The organism is Novosphingobium sp. (genome assembly GCF_020852455.1).
Taxonomy (GTDB): Bacteria; Pseudomonadota; Alphaproteobacteria; order Sphingomonadales; family Sphingomonadaceae; genus Novosphingobium.
The window spans coordinates 120576-136061 of record NZ_JADZAT010000024.1 but is presented as its reverse complement, the minus strand read 5'-3'; the positions used below and the strand labels follow the sequence as shown (position 1 = coordinate 136061).

The window sequence follows — 15486 nt, the reverse complement described above, 5'->3', positions numbered from 1 at the left end:
TCAGGCCTGCGGCCTGCCACCTCCCCGTTCCGGGGAGGATCACCAGACCGCCCCTTCGCGGGCGAATTCGCGCAGCAGGTGCTTGGCGATCTGCAACTGCATGATCTGGCTGGTGCCTTCGTAAATCCTCAGGATCCGGGCATCGCGGAAGAAGCGTTCGGCCGGATATTCGGCCAGATAGCCCGCCCCGCCATAGACCTGGACACAGCGATCGACCACGCGGCCGCAGGCTTCCGAGGCGAACAGTTTGGCCGCTGCCGCCTTGCGCAGGATATTCTCGCCGCGATCGGCCCGGGCGCAGGCATCGGCAACCATGCATTCGGCGGCGTAAAGCTCTGCCTCGCTGTCGGCCAGCATGGCCTGGATCAGCTGGAAATTGGCGATCGGTTCGCCAAAGGCCTTGCGTTCGCTGGCATAGCGGATCGCGGTGTCCAGCGCGCGGCGACCCATCCCAACGCTCATCCCGGCCACTGAAAGCCGCCCGTTGTCGAGGCTCTGCATCGCGATCTGGAACCCGCGCCCTTCCTCGCCGCCGACCAGTGCCGAGCCGGGAATGTGAACGTCTTCCATGATCACGTCGGCGATATGCGCGCCCGACTGGCCCATCTTCTTGTCAGGCTTGCCGATGGTGATCCCCGGCGTGGTCATATCGACGATGAAGGCTGAAACGTGCGCGTTCTTGGCCAGCGCTTCCTTCGATGTACGGGCCATGATCAGCCCGATCTTCGCATGCGGGCTGTTGGTGATGTAGCGCTTGGTGCCGTTTAGTTTGTAGCCGTTGCCATCGCGCACGGCAGAGGTCTGCATCGCCGCGCTGTCCGATCCGCTGCCCGGCTCGGTCAGCCCGAAACAGGCGATCTCGCCGCTGGCAATGCGCGGCAACCATTCGGCCTTCTGTTCGGGGGTGCCGAAATTCTTGATCGCCGATCCGGTCATCCCGATGTTGATCGAAATGGTCGATCGGTAGGCAGGCGAGGCATAGCTCAGCTGCTTCACCGTCTCGATGTACTGGCTGATGTTCATGCCAGCGCCGCCGAACTCTTCGGGGATGGTGATCCCGAACAGCCCCATGTCGCGCATTTCGGCCAGGATATCGTCGGGGATGCGGTCCTCGGCGATGACCTGCTCTTCCGCCGGGATCAACCGTTCACGCACGTAACGGCGCAGCTGGTCGATGAACTGTTCGAAGGTATCTGGATCCATTCCGGGGTTCATGGCGCTTTGCTCCTCAGATCGGATCATAGGGGAAGACGTGGGCCGAAACTTCGTCGCCGCGCGCCATGCTGGGTTTGAAACTGGGGATCAGCTCGGCAGCGATGGCTTCGGGCGTCCAGCCTTCGATCTTGGTCATCGAACGCACCGGGCGCGGCTTGTTGTAGAGCACGATCTCGTTCTTGCGGACCGAGAAGATCTGGTTCGTCACATCCTGCGAAGCATCGGAGGCAAGATAGACCACCAGCGGGGCGATCTTGTCGGCGCTCATCGTCTTGAGCCGTTCGACCCGTTCCTTCTGCTCGGGCGTTTCGGCCGGGATCGAGGCGGTCATCCGGCTCCAGGCGAAGGGCGCGATGCAGTTGGAGCGCACTCCGGCGCGGGCCATGTCGAGCGCGATCGATTGCGACAGGCCGACGATCCCCAGCTTGGCCGCGCTGTAGTTGGCCTGCCCGATGTTGCCGATCAGGCCCGAAGTGCTGGTGAAATGGATGAAGCTGCCCGATTGCTGTTCGCGGAAATAGGGCGTGGCGGCCTTCGAGACATAGAAGGCGCCGTTGAGGTGGACGTCGATCACCGCGCGCCAGTCCTCGAAGCTCAGCTTGTGCCAGATCGCATCGCGCAGGATCCCGGCGTTGTTGACCACCGCGTCGATCCGGCCAAAGCGCTGGACCGCGTCCTCGATGATCGAGGTTGCGCCAACCGGATCGGCGACCGAGGCCAGGTTGGCATGTGCCTTGCCCCCGGCGGTCACGATCTCGTTGACCACGTCCTGCGCCGGGCCGGCATCGCCGCCTTCGCCGCCGCCGCCCACGCCGGGATCGTTGACCACCACCGCCGCGCCGTGCTGCGCGCAGAGCAGCGCAATCTCGCGGCCTACCCCGCGGCCTGCCCCGGTAACCGCGACAACCTTGCCTTCCAGCATGCCCATGGCCTGACGAATCCTTCCGCTTAATCGTTCGCTTAAAACAGCCTTACGAAGCCGCGCGCGAAAATCAACCGGCGGGCTTGGTCGCGGCTGGCTGAGGGCTGGGCTGGGCAGAGGGGGCAACCGGCGGCGGGTTCTGCCCGTCGAGCATTTCCGCGGCCTGATCGAGCGCGTCAGCCTCGCCTTCGCTGACCCCGCCGGCGGTGCGATTGCCATCCGAGCAGGCCGCACAGGCCAGCAGCAACAGGGCAAGGGTGAGCGAGCGCATGGCCGACATGATAGCGCCTCCGTGCAAAAGGAAAAGGCGGGCGCGAGCCGGTGGCCGCACCCGCCTGTTCAGGCCCGAAGGCCGGCGATTACTGCTGGGCTGCGGGGCTGGCGGCCGGGCTGCTCGCCGCTTCGGCACCAGCCGCACCCGAAGCATCGGGGGCCGGGGTGGCATCGACATCCTGCACCGCTTCTTCGGCCGGCATCTCGACGTTGTCGGCCTGTGCCTCTTCCTTGGCGCTTTCCGAGCTGCCGCAAGCGGCCAGTGCCAGCGCGGCTGAGGTTGCAAAAGCCAAGGCGGCGAACTTCTTCATGGTCCAGGTCCCTTTCGATTCGGTGCGGCCCCGGCGGCCCGATTGCCGCCCATCAGCAGACAATAGACGCCCTGAAATCGGCTGCCAACCGCCCAAAATGTAACATTGCGGACATATCCACGATGCGCTGTTGATTGGATATAAAGATTTCTTTATATGATACCGCAATGCGGATCGAACCCACCCTGCGCGCACTGGCTGACCCCACCCGGCTGCGTATCATGCGCCTGCTGGCCGCGATGGAGCTGGCCGTGGGTGAATTGGCCCTGGTCCTTGGCCAAAGCCAGCCCCGCGTTTCGCGCCATGTCCGGATCCTGTGCGATGCGGGCCTGGCCGAACGCCGCAAGGAAGGCAGCTGGGTGTTCCTGCGCAGCGCGATCGGTGAACACCGCGCGCCGCCGCTGGGCGCCGCGGCCGCGCGGCTGCTGGCCCTGGCCGAAGAGGGCGATGCCCAGTTCGCGGCGCGCTGCGGCGAAGACCGCCGCCACCTGGCCGCGATCCGCGCCACCCGCGAAGCCAGTGCGGCAGCCTATTTCGCCCGCCACGCTGCCCAGTGGGATGAAATCCGCAGCCTGCACAGCGCCGACGGCCCGGTTGAGGCCGCGCTGCAGCAGGCGCTGGGCAGCGGCGGGCTGGGCGCACTGCTCGATGTCGGGACCGGCACCGGACGGATCGCCGAACTGCTCAGCCCGCGCGCGGCCAGCGTCACCGGGCTCGACAACAGCCCCGAAATGCTCCGCCTGGCGCGGGCCCGCCTGCAGAACCTGCCGGCGGAAAGCCTGGATCTGGTTCAGGGCGATTTCGCCGCCTTGCCCTTTGCCGAGGCGCGCTTCGATACGGTCGTGTTCCACCAGGTGCTGCACTATGCCCAGGCGCCCGAGCAGGTGCTGGCCGAAGCCGCGCGGGTAACGACGGCGGGCGGGACGATCGCGGTGGTCGATTTCGCTGCGCATGACCGGGAAGAGCTGCGCAGCCAGCACGCCCATGCCCGCCTGGGCTTTTCCGACGAGCAGATGCTGGCCCTGCTGGCCGGGGCAGGCTTTCGGGCCGCAGCCCCGATCGCGCTGCCGGGCAAGCCGTTGACGGTGAAGATCTGGACCGGCAGCCGCAGCGGCGCTTCGGTCCGGCACAGCGCCGCCATACAGGGAGCAGCATGATGGCCAGCGGTTACGACGCCCTTCGCGAAGCCCGCACCGCGCTCGACGGTCCGCTGTTCGCGGGGCTGCCCGGCGATATCGCGGTCTCGTTCGAATTCTTCCCGCCGCGCACCGATGCGCTGGCTGCGCAATTGTGGGAAGTGGTGCAGACGCTGGCTCCGCTTGATCCGGCCTTCGTTTCGGTTACCTATGGCGCGGGCGGATCGACCCGCGATCGCACCCACGATACCGTCGCGCGGATCATCGCGGAGGCCGGGCTGCCCGCCGCTGCGCACCTCACCTGCGTAGAGGCCAGCAAGGCCGAGATCCGCGAAGTGGCGGAAAGCTATTGGCAGGCCGGGGTGCGCCACATCGTTGCCCTGCGCGGCGATATGGGCGCACCGGGGGTGCCGTTCCGTCCGCATCCGCAGGGCTATGCCAATGCCGCCGAGCTGGTCGCGGGCCTTAAAGAGGTGGCTCCTTTCGAGATTTCGGTCGCGGCCTATCCCGAAGTCCACCCCGATGCCGCATCGGCCGAAGCCGATCTGGACAACCTCAAGCGCAAGCTTGATGCCGGGGCCAGCCGCGCGATCACCCAGTTCTTTTTCGAACCCGAAACCTTCTTCCGTTTTCGCGACCGGCTGGATGCGGCGGGCGTCACTGCGCCGGTGATCGCGGGCGTGCTGCCGGTTTCGAACTTTGCCCAGGCGCGCAAATTTGCCGCCGCCTGCGGGGCGAAGATTCCGGACTGGATGGCGGGGCTGTTCGCCGGGCTCGACACCCATCCCGCCGCGCGGCAACTCGTCGCCGCGACGGTCTGCGCCGAATTCTGCCGCCGGCTCTATGCGGGCGGCGTGCGTGATTTCCACTTCTACACCCTTAACCGGGCCGAGCTGAGCTATGCGATCTGCCACCTGCTTGGTCTGCGCCCCCAGGAGAGCGTCTGATGACCCCGCGTGAAAAATTCCTGGCCGAAGCGGCCAAGCGGATCCTGATCAATGACGGCGGCTTCGGTACCGAAATCCAGGCGCTGCGGCTGACCGAGGCGGACTATTCCGGATCGCTGGGCCTCAGCCATGACCAGAAGGGCAACAACGACATCCTGGCGCTGACCCGCCCGGACGTGCCGGCCGGGATCCACCGTGCCTATTTCGAGGCCGGGGCCGATATCGCCTCGGTCAACACCTTCTCGGCCAACCGGATCAGTCAGGCTGACTATGGCGCCGAGCATCTGGTGCGCGAGATCAACGTGGCCAGCGCGCGGCTGGCCCGCACGGTGGCCGATGAATTCGAGGCGCGCGACGGGCGCCCGCGGTTCGTCGCCGGATCGGTCGGGCCGACCAACAAGACCCTGTCGCTGTCGCCCGATGTCAACGATCCGGGTTACCGAGAGATCGACTGGGATTTCCTGGTCGATGTGTACCTCGAACAGTCGCGCGCGCTGGTCGAAGGCGGATCGGACTTCATCCTGGTCGAAACGGTGTTCGATACGCTCAACTGCAAGGCGGCGGTGATGGCGGTGCGGCTGCTGGAGCGCGAGCTGGGCCGCGAAGTGCCGGTGATGCTGTCGATGACGCTGACCGACCTGTCGGGCCGCAACCTTTCGGGCCACACGGTCGAGGCGTTCTGGTACGCGCTGCGCCACGCGAAACCACTGACGGTGGGGCTCAACTGCAGCTTTGGCGCCGCGCAGCTGCGCCCGCATGTCCGCACCCTGGCGCAGATCGCCGATTGCCCGATCATGGTCTATCCCAATGCCGGCCTGCCCAACGAGCTGGGCCAGTATGACGAACTGCCCGAACAGACCGCGGCAATGCTGCGCGAATGGGCCGAGCAGGGCCTGGTCAACGTGCTGGGCGGGTGCTGCGGATCGACCCCGGCGCATATCGCCGCGATTGCCAAGGCCGCACAGGGGCTGCCGCCGCGCGCGATTCCGACGCACCGCAGCGAAACCTGCCTTGCCGGCCTTGAACCCTTCGTGATGGCCGCCTGATGGGCATCCACGGGGCCTTGAACTGGACGATCCGCCCGACTGGCCCGGCCGATGCGGCGGCGCTGGCCATGGTGGCGCAAGCGACTTTCCTTGAAGCCTATGCTGGCCTCACCAGCGTCGAAGACATGCTGGCCCATGCCGAACGCTACAACAGCAAGGCCGGGTTCGAGGCCGCCTTCGCCCAAGGCGCGCAGGTCTGGATTGCCGAGGCCGATGGCACGCGCGCACCGCTGGGCTTTGCCATGCTGACCGTGCCTGATTTCGAAATCACCCAGCCCGGAGATATCGAATTGAAGCGGATCTACGTGCTCGACCGCTGTCAGGGCACGGGCCTTGCCCGGGCGCTGTTCGAAACGGTGCTGGCCGCCAGCAAGGGCCATGCCCGCATGCTGCTGGGCGTCAACCGCGACAACGAACGCGCGCAGGGCTTTTACCGCAAGAACGGCTTTGCCATTGCCGGCACGCGCACATTCACCGTCGGGGCGACCACCTACGACGATTTCATCTACGCCAAGGTGCTGGACCCCGCATGACTACGCAATCGACCGCCCGCTTCGTCAATGTCGGCGAACGCACCAATGTGACCGGCTCGGCCGCGTTCAAGAAGCTGATCTTGGCGGGCGACTATGCCAGGGCGGTCGAGGTCGCGCGCCAGCAGGTTGAGAACGGCGCGCAGGTTATCGACGTCAACATGGACGAAGGCCTGCTCGACGCGGTCCACGCCATGACCACCTTCTTGAAGCTGATCGCCGCCGAACCCGACATTGCCCGGGTGCCGGTAATGATCGACAGCTCGAAATGGGACGTGATCGAGGCTGGCCTCAAATGCGTGTCGGGCAAGCCGGTGGTCAACTCGATCTCGATGAAGGAAGGCGAGGAGCAGTTCCTCGAACACGCCCGCAAATGCATGGATTACGGTGCGGCGGTCGTGGTCATGGCCTTTGACGAAAAGGGCCAGGCCGATACCAGGGACCGCAAGGTCGAAATCTGCGAACGCGCCTACAAGCTGCTGACCGGGATCGGCTTTCCGCCAGAGGACATCATCTTCGATCCGAACATCTTCGCGGTGGCGACCGGGATCGAGGAGCATGACCGTTACGGCCTCGATTTCATCGAGGCGGTGGCCGAGATCAAGGCGCGCTGCCCGCATGTCCATTGCTCGGGCGGGCTGTCGAACCTGTCGTTCAGCTTCCGCGGTAACGAGCCGGTGCGCCGGGCGATGCATTCGGTGTTCCTCTACCACGCGATCCAGGCCGGGCTTGACATGGCGATCGTCAATGCCGGGCAGATCGACATCTACGATACGATCGACCCGGTGCTGCGCGATGCCTGCGAGGATGTGATCCTGTGCCGGGATCCCGGCGCGACCGAACGGCTGATCGCGATCGCCGAAAGCTTCAAGGGCACCGATGCCAAGGCCGAAAAGGAAGCCGAGGAATGGCGCGGCTGGGACGTTGTCCGGCGGCTGGAACACGCGCTGGTCAAGGGGATCGACGCGCATATCGTCGATGATACCGAAGAAGCGCGGCTGCAGCACGCCCGCCCGATCGAGGTGATCGAAGGCCCGCTGATGGCCGGGATGAACACCGTGGGTGACCTGTTCGGCGCGGGCAAGATGTTCCTGCCGCAAGTGGTCAAGAGCGCGCGGGTGATGAAGAAGGCGGTGGCGCACCTGATCCCCTTCATCGAGGCCCAGAAGGAAGCCGGCGCGAAGGCCAAGGGCAAGATCGTGATGGCCACGGTCAAGGGCGACGTTCACGATATCGGCAAGAACATCGTCGGCGTCGTGCTGCAGTGCAACGGCTACGAAGTGATTGACCTTGGGGTGATGGTCCCCTGGTCGAAGATCCTTGAGGTGGCGAAGGCCGAAGAGGCGGACATCATCGGCCTGTCCGGCCTGATCACCCCCAGCCTGGATGAGATGGTGACCGTCGCCGAGGAAATGCAGCGCGCCGGCTTTACCATCCCGCTGCTGATCGGCGGGGCAACCACCAGCAAGGTCCACACCGCGCTCAGGATCGATCCGGCCTATGACGGGCCGGTGATCCACGTGCTTGATGCCAGCCGCGCGGTTGGCGTGGCCAGCCAGCTGCTCTCGGACACCCAGGCACAGCCGTTCATTGCCGCCACGGCCAGCGAATACCAGCACATCCGCGATGTCCGCGCCGGCAAGGATCCCTCGATCCTGCTGAGCCTGGAAGACGCCCGCGCGAACATGTTCAGAGCCGATATGAGCGACAAGGCGCCCCCGCCCGAACAGCCGGGGCTGCATGTCTTTGCCGACTGGGACCTGGCCGACCTGGTCGAGACCTTCGACTGGACCCCGTTCTTCCGCGCCTGGGAACTGGCCGGCACCTATCCCGCGGTCCTGTCGGACCCGGTGGTTGGCGAAAGCGCCAGCGCGCTGCACGCCGATGCCCTGGCGATGCTCGACAGGATCGTCGGCGAGAAGTGGCTGACCGCGCGCGGTGTCGCGGGCTTCTGGCCCTGCGCCCGCGATGGCGACGATGTCGAGATCTACCTGGCCGAGGAAGAACGCCACCAGCGCATCCCGTTCCTGCGCCAGCAGATCCGCAAGAGCCGCGACCGGGCGAACTATTGCCTGGCCGATTTCATCGATCCCGATGGTGACTGGATCGGCGGTTTTGCGGTCGGGATCCACGGGATCGAACCGCACCTCGAACGCTTCCGCAGCCAGCACGATGACTATTCGGATATCCTGCTCAAGGCGCTGGCTGACCGCTTTGCCGAAGCCTTCGCCGAACGCCTGCACCAGCATGTACGGACCACGCTGTGGGGCTATGCCCCAGGCGAACAGCTGACCAACGCGGCGCTGATCAAGGAAGAGTACCGCGGCATCCGCCCCGCGCCGGGCTATCCGGCCTGCCCCGACCACAGCCTCAAGCCGATCCTGTTCGACCTGCTGAAGGCGGGCGAGAATGCAGGAATCACGCTGACCGAAAGCCAGGCCATGCTGCCCACCGCGGCAGTCTCAGGCTTCTACTTCGCTCACCCCGAAAGCGCGTACTTCGGCGTCGCCCGGATCGGCCGCGATCAGCTGGAAGACTATGCAGCGCGGTGCGCGGTGGATGTGGCGACGGCGGAACGCTGGCTGCGGCCAAACCTCGATTGATCAGTCGGTCGAACGGGGCCAGGTGACGATCAGCACGTTCAGATCGCCCTTGGGTTCGAAATTGGTCTTGCGCACTTCGAACTGGGTGGGGGAGATCTTCTTCACCCCGTCCATGCAGAAGCTGACCATGTTGTCGGGCTTGCCCTTGTCCACCACCAGGCGGAACTGCTTGATCGGCCCGCGCCAGTTGCGCCCCGATGAGAGGACATAGCCGATCCAGGTTTCGCTGTAGGCCATCACCGCGTCCGGATCGTTCTGGCGGGCTGCCCACTTGCGGTCGAATGCGGCCAGGAAGCTCTTGTCGACGCAGTATTCTTTGACATGCCCCGGATATTGGGCGCGCAGCGAGGGTTCGAGCCCGCCCGCCACCGATCCGCCGATCAAGGGGGCATAGCGGTGCGTCACTTCCACCGTCTTGCCAGCCGGGAAGACTTGCTTGCGGGTGACGTGGGTGACCACGTCCCAGGTCGGGAACCAGTCGCCATTCGCGGTCTTGCGCAGCAGCCCTTCGGCCAGGCGGGCCTGGCGTTCGGCCATGGGGAGCTTCCTGACGAAGGCCGGAGTTTCACCGGTGCCGGTGATCCATTCGAGCGGCCAGCCGAGTTGGGCCAGGCGCTGGGTGACGTCCTTGCCCTTCAGTTCGGCGCGCTTCAGCACCTGGAACTTGACCGGCTTGCCATCAACCGCGGTATGGAATTCCAGCGTGCTGAAATCGCGCACGGATTCGTCGCCATAGACCGCCTCGTCATCGGCCTTCAGCGCGGGCAGCGGGAACGAGACGGTCAGCTCAAGGTCTTTGGCCGAATGATTGGTATAGCGATAGCGGACCCGCACCTCGTCCTTGGAGATGTAGAGGTCTTCCGAATCCATGCTGATCGCGCTGTTGGCGACCAGTTCGATCCCGCCCAGACTGACCGCGGCCTCGCTGTCGTTGCCCAGCGCCGGGGCGGCGAGCGTGAGGGACAGGGCGGCGAGCAGGGCGGTCTTGCGCATGGCTCGACAAGTATCAGCAGGCGCGGCACTGTGCTTGCATGAAATCGACTTTCATCGCCCTCGCCGCGCTTGGCGCCAGCGCCGCGCAGGCCGCGCCGCCGGCTACGGTCGCGGTTGCCTTTGACCGGCACCAGATCCGCCCGATGCTGGCCGAGGGTGAGGCGGACCGGGCCACGCACCGCCTTGTAACCGCCGACGATCCGGTGCGGATCGCCTCGATCAGCAAGCTGGTCACCGCCATGGGGGTGATGCGGCTGCTGGATCAGGGCAAGCTCAGTCTCGATCGCGACGTTTCGGACTATCTGGGCTGGCCCCTGCGCAATCCGGCCTTCCCGGACCGGGTGATCACGCTGCGGCTGCTGATGTCGCACCAGTCGAGCCTGATCGACGGCGATGACCTCTACCTGATCCCGCTGGGTACAAGCCTGCAGCAGCGGCTGGCCGATCCGCGCGTGTGGGACGCGGCGCATGCCCCCGGTTCGGGCTGGTTCCATTACACCAATCTCAACTTCCCGGTGGTGGCCAGCGTAATCGAGCGGGTCACCGGCGAACGCTTCGATGTGGCGATGAGCCGCCTGGTGCTGAAACCGCTGAAGCTGGACGCCTGTTTCAACTGGGGTGCAGGCTGTTCGGCCGGGGCCTATCGCCGCGCGGTGGTGCTTTACCGGGCCAGCGGCGAAGTGGCGCGCGATGACCTGCATGGCAGCCCGCCCGCCTGCATGGTGCTGACCCAGCCCGGCCAAGGCTGCGAGCTTGGTTCCTATCGCCCGGGTGACAACGGCGCGCTGTTCAGTCCGCAGGGCGGCCTCAGGATCTCGATGCGCGACCTGGCCCGGATCGGGCAGCTGCTGGCGCGCGAGGGGCGGGGGTTCATCTCGACCCGTGCCTATGCCGAACTGACCCATGCGCGCTGGCGCTTCGATGGCCGCAACGGCGTGGGCGAGGACGGCGCGGCCAGCGGGTTCTTCTGCGCCTATGGCCTGGCCGTGCAGCGGATCGGCAGCCTGGGCGAGCATTGCCGCGACGACCTGTTCGGCGATGGCTTTGCCCGGATCGGCCACGCGGGCGATGCCTATGGCCTCAAGGCCGGGCTGTGGTGGGATCCGGTGACCGGCAAGGGGCTGGCCTATTTCACCACTGCGGTGGCGGCCGATGCGCCAACTGGGAGAAGCGCCTTCACCCGGGCCGAAGAAAGCCTGGTCGAAAGGGTCAAAACGGCGCGATAGCATTTCCTACTCCGGCAGCTTCTGCCATAGCTGACGCAACGCGGAAGTCTGACCGCCTTTTCTTGTTTTTGGACCCTGTCAACTTTGTCAAGTTCCGCGCCCGAACTGCTTCATACCCTGCACGCCACTTTCGGCTTTTCCGCCTTTCGCGGGGTGCAGGACCGTGTGGTCGATCGGGTGCTGGCGGGGCAGGGCACGCTGGCGGTGATGCCGACCGGCGCGGGCAAGAGCCTGACCTATCAGTTGCCGGCGGTGATGCTGCCCGGCACCTGCGTGGTGATCAGCCCGCTGATCGCGCTGATGCACGATCAGTTGCGCGGGGCCACGGCCAACGGGATCCGCGCCGCCAGCCTGACCAGCGCCGATGGTGAGGAAGCCCGCGAGGCGGCGATCGATGCCTTCCGCGCGGGCGAGCTTGACCTGCTCTATGTCGCACCCGAACGTGCCAGCCAGCCGCATTTCCGCGAGCTGCTGTCAAAAGCGCCGGTCAGCCTATTCGCGATCGACGAGGCCCATTGTGTTTCCGAATGGGGCCACGATTTCCGCCCGGACTATCGCCTGCTGCGGCCCTTGATGGACAGCTTCCCGGCGGTGCCCCGGCTGGCGCTGACCGCCACTGCCGATGCGCACACCCGTGCCGATATCCTGACCCAGCTGGGCATTGCCGAGGACGGGCTGATCGTTGCCGGGTTTGACCGGCCCAACATCCGCTATCAGGTCCGCCACCGCGACAATCCGGTGCGCCAGCTAACCACCCTGATGGCCGAACAGCCCGGGCCGGGGATCGTCTATGCCCCCACCCGCAAGAAGGTGGAGGATCTGGCCGAAAAGCTGGCGGCGGCGACCGGGCGGCGGGTGCTGCCCTATCACGCCGGGCTCGATCCACAGGTGCGGCAGGCTAACCAGGCCGCCTTCGTGGCCAGCGAAGACATGGTGATGGTTGCCACCGTCGCCTTCGGCATGGGGATCGACAAGCCCGACGTGCGCTTCGTTGCCCATGCCGGAGTGCCCAAGTCGATCGAGGCCTATTATCAGGAAACCGGCCGCGCCGGGCGCGATGGCGATGCTTCGGTGGCGCTGATGCTGTGGGCGGCGGACGATTTCGCCCGCGCCCGGCACCGGCTGACCGAGGTTGAGGAAGGGCGCCGCGAGGGTGAACGCAAGCGGCTCGATGCGCTGGCCATGCTGGTCGAAACCGCCGGGTGCCGCCGCGCACTGCTGCTGCGGCACTTCGGTGAGGACCCACCGCAGACTTGCGGCAATTGCGACAACTGCCTTGATGCCCCCGGCGTGGTCGATGCCAGCACCCTGGCGCAAAAGCTGCTTTCGGCGGTCTATCGCACCGGGCAGAGCTATGGCTTTGGCCATATCGAAAAGGTGCTGATCGGCGCGGCGGACGAACGGGTGCGGCAGCGCGGGCACGATCAGCTGTCGGTCTTCGGGATCGTGGCCGGCGAGGAAGCGCACCTGCTGCGCCCGCTGGTCCGCGCTCTGCAGGCGCGCGGCAGCCTGGTGCCGACCGAGCACGGCGGGCTGGCGCTGGGGCACGATGCCAAGGACATCCTGCGGGGCGAGGCGGCGGTGCTTATCGCACTCGCCCCGCGCAAGGAGCCGCGCCGCAAGCGCGACCGGGCGGGCGGCACCAACCCCCTGGGCGATCCCTTGTTCGAGGCGCTGCGTGAACTGCGCCGCGAGATCGCCAGCGAGGCCGGAGTGCCGCCCTATGTGGTGTTCCACGATTCAACCCTGCGCGAAATGGCCCAGCTGCGCCCGCAAAGCCTGTCCGCGCTGGGGGAGATCACCGGGGTCGGAGCCCGCAAGCTCGAAGCTCACGGGCAGGCCTTCCTCAATGTGATCCGCCAGCACTGACCGCGCCGTCCCGGGTCTTCCACAGCGAATAGCCGACCCCGGCCGCGATCAGTGCGAAGGTCACCCCCAGGCTTGCCACCGGCGGGAACTTGGCCCCGCCCAGCAGGAAGTCGGCGATGAAGATCTTCGAACCGATGAACACCAGCACCGCCGCCAGCGCGTACTTGAGGTAGTGGAACCGATGGATCATCGCCGAAAGCGCGAAGTACAATGCGCGCAGGCCCAGGATCGCCATGATGTTGCTGGTATAGACGATGAAGGTATCGGTGGTGATCGCGAAGATCGCCGGCACGCTGTCCACCGCAAAGACCAGGTCGGCCAGATTGATCACCACCAGCGCCAGCAGCAGCGGGGTGGCTGCGGTCAACAGCTTGCCGGTCTTCTCGTCGGGGACCTTCACCCAGAAGCGCTGGCCGTGCAGTTCCTTGGTCACGCGCATGTGGCTGGAGATCCATTTGACCACCGGGTTCTTGGAAATGTCGGGATCATGGTCGCTGGCCCAGAGCATCCGCACCCCGGTGTAGATCAGGAAGGCGGCGAAGATGTAGAGCACCCAATAGGCCTGCTCGACCAGCGCGGCACCCGCCGCGATCATCGCCCCGCGCAGCACGATCACCGCCAGGATACCCCAGACCAGCGCACGATACTGGAATCTGGGCGGGATCGCGAAGAAGGTGAAGATCAGGCTGATCACGAAGACATTGTCGATCGACAGCGCCTTTTCGATGAAGAAGCCGGTGTAGTATTTCATGCCCAGGTCGGCGCCCTTGGCCACCCAGACCCAGGCCCCGAAGGCCATGGCGATCGCGATGTAGAAGGCGGTCAGCCGCAGCGATTCGCCGATCCCCATTTCGCGCGCTTCCTTGTTGAGCACGCCAAGATCGAAGGCGGTAAGCACCAGCACCAGCCCCGCGAACGAGAGCCAGAACCAGACCGGAGTGCCGAGCCAGTCAGCAAGCAGAAATTCCATCGAATGTTCCCTGTTCTGAAAATGCGGTCACCGGCGCCCCCGCAAAGGAGGCGCCGGCTCGCTGTTCACGCCTGGTCAGGCGTGGAACTTGCGCGGCATGGCCGCCAGCCGCGCGAGGCGGTCCTTGGCGGCGAGCTTGAGCTTCTTGAGGCGGGCGATCTCGAACGGATCGGGCCAGCGCAGCGCCTGCAGCAGGCGCAGGCGGGCGTCGAGCTTCTGGTGGCGTTCGAGAAGGCGATAGGCCTGGTCGGACATGGTCGGTACATCCCTTGCAACGTGGTTGGCGTTGATCGGATGTGCCGAGCCGGGGGGGGCTTCGCTTGGGAGGGGGTAAAGCGTCGGCCCTCCGGCATCGGCAACATCCGATGCGGTCCGACATCACGAGGCGTACTGCCAAATTGGCCAGTGCGCCGCGCCAGAGGGGCCCGGTCCCGCCTGACCTTAATAAGACTGATTCGCTCCGATTTCAAGCACTATTGACGCTGCAATCGAAATTGATATTAAAGTGATATCACATTTAGAGGGGATACCCATGACCGATTCGCATCCCGCCATGAACGCCAGCGCCGAAAGAAGGGCCTGGAGCACCAGCGGATACCTGATCTTCGTCGCCTTCCTGGCGCTGCTTTCGCTGACCATCTGGCGGATCATCGCCTTTGCCGGGTCCAACCCCGAAGACAGCGCGGTGTTTGGCTTCGTCGTCTCGACCGGGTTCAGCATGGTTGCGCTGATCGTGCTGGCCAGCGGCTTTTACATGATCCAGCCCAACCAGGCCGCAGCGATCACGCTGTTCGGTTCGTATCGCGGCACCGATCGCAACACCGGGCTGCGCTGGGTCTGGCCGTGGATGGGCAAGACCAAGATCTCGGTCCGCGCCAACAACCTGGTCTCGGAAAAGCTCAAGATCAACGACCTGCGCGGCAATCCGATCGAAATTGCGACCAATGTGGTGTGGCGCGTGGCCGACACTGCCCAGGCGCTCTATGACGTCGATGACTATAAGGCTTTCGTCGAAGTCCAGATCGAAGCCGCGGTGCGCTCGATCGGTTCGCGCTATCCCTACGATGACATCGAACATCACGAAGTAACACTGCGTTCGAACCACGGCGAAGTGAATGACGATCTGCGCGCTGAGCTTAACACCCGGCTCAGCCTGGCGGGCCTGACCGTGGACGAATGCGGGCTGACCCATCTGGCCTATGCTCCCGAAATCGCCGGCGCCATGCTGCGCCGCCAGCAGGCCGAAGCCGTGATCGCGGCCCGCACCAAGCTGGTCGAAGGCGCGGTGACCATGGTCGAAATGGCGCTGAAGCAGCTGGGCGAGAAGGACGTTGTCCACCTTGACGATGAACGCAAGGCGGCGATGGTTTCGAACCTCATGGTGGTGCTGTGCGGCGAGCGTGACACCCAGCCGGTGGTCAACACGGGCACGCTGTACCAATAGG

Annotated in this window: 15 protein-coding genes; 8 read left to right on the top strand and 7 right to left on the bottom strand. The window is 65.5% G+C overall.

Annotation, left to right across the window (positions count from 1 at the left end; translation table 11 throughout):
- Positions 1 to 39 precede the first annotated feature (39 nt).
- The 4 genes from IT549_RS11055 to IT549_RS11040 form a co-directional block, all read right to left on the bottom strand.
- Positions 40 to 1215 carry an acyl-CoA dehydrogenase family protein gene (locus IT549_RS11055; protein WP_292973099.1) on the bottom strand — a complete coding sequence of 392 codons (1176 nt, stop codon included), beginning with the start codon at positions 1213 to 1215 and terminating at the stop codon, positions 40 to 42.
- 13 nt (positions 1216 to 1228) lie between these two features.
- Positions 1229 to 2137, bottom strand: coding sequence for an SDR family NAD(P)-dependent oxidoreductase (locus IT549_RS11050; protein ID WP_292973142.1), 909 nt, complete (start codon positions 2135 to 2137; stop codon positions 1229 to 1231).
- Between the two features lie 70 nt (positions 2138 to 2207).
- On the bottom strand, positions 2208 to 2417 hold the full coding sequence (locus IT549_RS11045) for a hypothetical protein (RefSeq protein WP_292973097.1): 210 nt from the start codon (positions 2415 to 2417) through the stop codon (positions 2208 to 2210).
- Between the two features lie 79 nt (positions 2418 to 2496).
- Entirely contained in the window at positions 2497 to 2721 is a 225-nt protein-coding gene (locus IT549_RS11040; protein ID WP_292973095.1) for a hypothetical protein, read from the bottom strand.
- 167 nt (positions 2722 to 2888) lie between these two features.
- Here IT549_RS11040 and IT549_RS11035 point away from each other — a divergent pair, with 167 nt between their 5' ends.
- Genes IT549_RS11035 through metH form a run of 5 tightly spaced genes read left to right on the top strand, consistent with a single transcriptional unit; the run spans position 2889 to position 8983 of the window.
- A complete protein-coding gene (locus tag IT549_RS11035) occupies positions 2889 to 3878 on the top strand; it encodes a metalloregulator ArsR/SmtB family transcription factor (RefSeq protein WP_292973093.1) in 990 nt (329 codons plus the stop codon).
- The gene (gene metF, locus IT549_RS11030; RefSeq protein ID WP_292973091.1) at positions 3878 to 4804 is read left to right on the top strand and encodes a methylenetetrahydrofolate reductase [NAD(P)H]; all 927 of its coding nucleotides are present in this window, start codon (positions 3878 to 3880) and stop codon (positions 4802 to 4804) included. The genes IT549_RS11035 and metF overlap by 1 nt, the downstream gene beginning before the upstream one ends.
- Complete coding sequence (locus tag IT549_RS11025; RefSeq protein WP_292973089.1) at positions 4804 to 5850, top strand: homocysteine S-methyltransferase family protein; 1047 nt, start codon at positions 4804 to 4806, stop codon at positions 5848 to 5850. The genes metF and IT549_RS11025 overlap by 1 nt, the downstream gene beginning before the upstream one ends.
- Positions 5850 to 6383, top strand: a complete 534-nt coding sequence (locus tag IT549_RS11020; protein ID WP_292973087.1) for a GNAT family N-acetyltransferase — start codon at positions 5850 to 5852, stop codon at positions 6381 to 6383. The genes IT549_RS11025 and IT549_RS11020 overlap by 1 nt, the downstream gene beginning before the upstream one ends.
- Positions 6380 to 8983, top strand: a complete 2604-nt coding sequence (metH, locus tag IT549_RS11015) for a methionine synthase (protein ID WP_292973085.1) — start codon at positions 6380 to 6382, stop codon at positions 8981 to 8983. The genes IT549_RS11020 and metH overlap by 4 nt, the downstream gene beginning before the upstream one ends.
- Here the strand turns inward: metH and IT549_RS11010 are convergent, their stop codons facing one another.
- Positions 8984 to 9976, bottom strand: a complete 993-nt coding sequence (locus tag IT549_RS11010; protein ID WP_292973083.1) for a DUF4424 family protein — start codon at positions 9974 to 9976, stop codon at positions 8984 to 8986. It lies immediately after the preceding gene.
- A gap of 38 nt (positions 9977 to 10014) precedes the next feature.
- Between IT549_RS11010 and IT549_RS11005 the strand changes: the two genes are divergently transcribed.
- Both IT549_RS11005 and recQ read left to right on the top strand, forming a co-directional pair.
- Positions 10015 to 11202: a serine hydrolase domain-containing protein gene (locus tag IT549_RS11005; RefSeq protein ID WP_292973081.1), complete on the top strand. Its 1188-nt coding sequence runs from the start codon at positions 10015 to 10017 to the stop codon at positions 11200 to 11202.
- A gap of 84 nt (positions 11203 to 11286) precedes the next feature.
- A complete protein-coding gene (recQ, locus tag IT549_RS11000) occupies positions 11287 to 13071 on the top strand; it encodes a DNA helicase RecQ (protein ID WP_292973079.1) in 1785 nt (594 codons plus the stop codon).
- Here recQ and IT549_RS10995 read toward each other — a convergent pair.
- On the bottom strand, positions 13049 to 14041 hold the full coding sequence (locus tag IT549_RS10995) for a TerC family protein (RefSeq protein WP_292973077.1): 993 nt from the start codon (positions 14039 to 14041) through the stop codon (positions 13049 to 13051). The genes recQ and IT549_RS10995 overlap by 23 nt on opposite strands.
- A 75-nt stretch (positions 14042 to 14116) precedes the next feature.
- Complete coding sequence (locus tag IT549_RS10990; protein WP_292973075.1) at positions 14117 to 14296, bottom strand: YdcH family protein; 180 nt, start codon at positions 14294 to 14296, stop codon at positions 14117 to 14119.
- A gap of 277 nt (positions 14297 to 14573) precedes the next feature.
- Here IT549_RS10990 and IT549_RS10985 point away from each other — a divergent pair, with 277 nt between their 5' ends.
- Entirely contained in the window at positions 14574 to 15485 is a 912-nt protein-coding gene (locus IT549_RS10985; protein ID WP_292973073.1) for an SPFH domain-containing protein, read from the top strand.
- Position 15486 lies beyond the last annotated feature (1 nt).

What these genes read in the sequence shown, in the direction of transcription:
- IT549_RS11055 (WP_292973099.1), bottom strand. Translation starts at nt 1,215, where the DNA reads ATGAACCCCGGAATGGATCCAGATACCTTCGAACAGTTCATCGACCAG.
- IT549_RS11035 (WP_292973093.1), top strand. Translation starts at nt 2,889, where the DNA reads ATGCGGATCGAACCCACCCTGCGCGCACTGGCTGACCCCACCCGGCTG.
- IT549_RS10990 (WP_292973075.1), bottom strand. Translation starts at nt 14,296, where the DNA reads ATGTCCGACCAGGCCTATCGCCTTCTCGAACGCCACCAGAAGCTCGAC.
- metF (WP_292973091.1), top strand. Translation starts at nt 3,878, where the DNA reads ATGGCCAGCGGTTACGACGCCCTTCGCGAAGCCCGCACCGCGCTCGAC.
- IT549_RS11010 (WP_292973083.1), bottom strand. Translation starts at nt 9,976, where the DNA reads ATGCGCAAGACCGCCCTGCTCGCCGCCCTGTCCCTCACGCTCGCCGCC.
- IT549_RS11045 (WP_292973097.1), bottom strand. Translation starts at nt 2,417, where the DNA reads ATGTCGGCCATGCGCTCGCTCACCCTTGCCCTGTTGCTGCTGGCCTGT.
- IT549_RS11025 (WP_292973089.1), top strand. Translation starts at nt 4,804, where the DNA reads ATGACCCCGCGTGAAAAATTCCTGGCCGAAGCGGCCAAGCGGATCCTG.
- IT549_RS10995 (WP_292973077.1), bottom strand. Translation starts at nt 14,041, where the DNA reads ATGGAATTTCTGCTTGCTGACTGGCTCGGCACTCCGGTCTGGTTCTGG.
- metH (WP_292973085.1), top strand. Translation starts at nt 6,380, where the DNA reads ATGACTACGCAATCGACCGCCCGCTTCGTCAATGTCGGCGAACGCACC.
- IT549_RS11050 (WP_292973142.1), bottom strand. Translation starts at nt 2,137, where the DNA reads ATGCTGGAAGGCAAGGTTGTCGCGGTTACCGGGGCAGGCCGCGGGGTA.
- IT549_RS10985 (WP_292973073.1), top strand. Translation starts at nt 14,574, where the DNA reads ATGACCGATTCGCATCCCGCCATGAACGCCAGCGCCGAAAGAAGGGCC.
- IT549_RS11020 (WP_292973087.1), top strand. Translation starts at nt 5,850, where the DNA reads ATGGGCATCCACGGGGCCTTGAACTGGACGATCCGCCCGACTGGCCCG.
- IT549_RS11005 (WP_292973081.1), top strand. Translation starts at nt 10,015, where the DNA reads ATGAAATCGACTTTCATCGCCCTCGCCGCGCTTGGCGCCAGCGCCGCG.
- IT549_RS11040 (WP_292973095.1), bottom strand. Translation starts at nt 2,721, where the DNA reads ATGAAGAAGTTCGCCGCCTTGGCTTTTGCAACCTCAGCCGCGCTGGCA.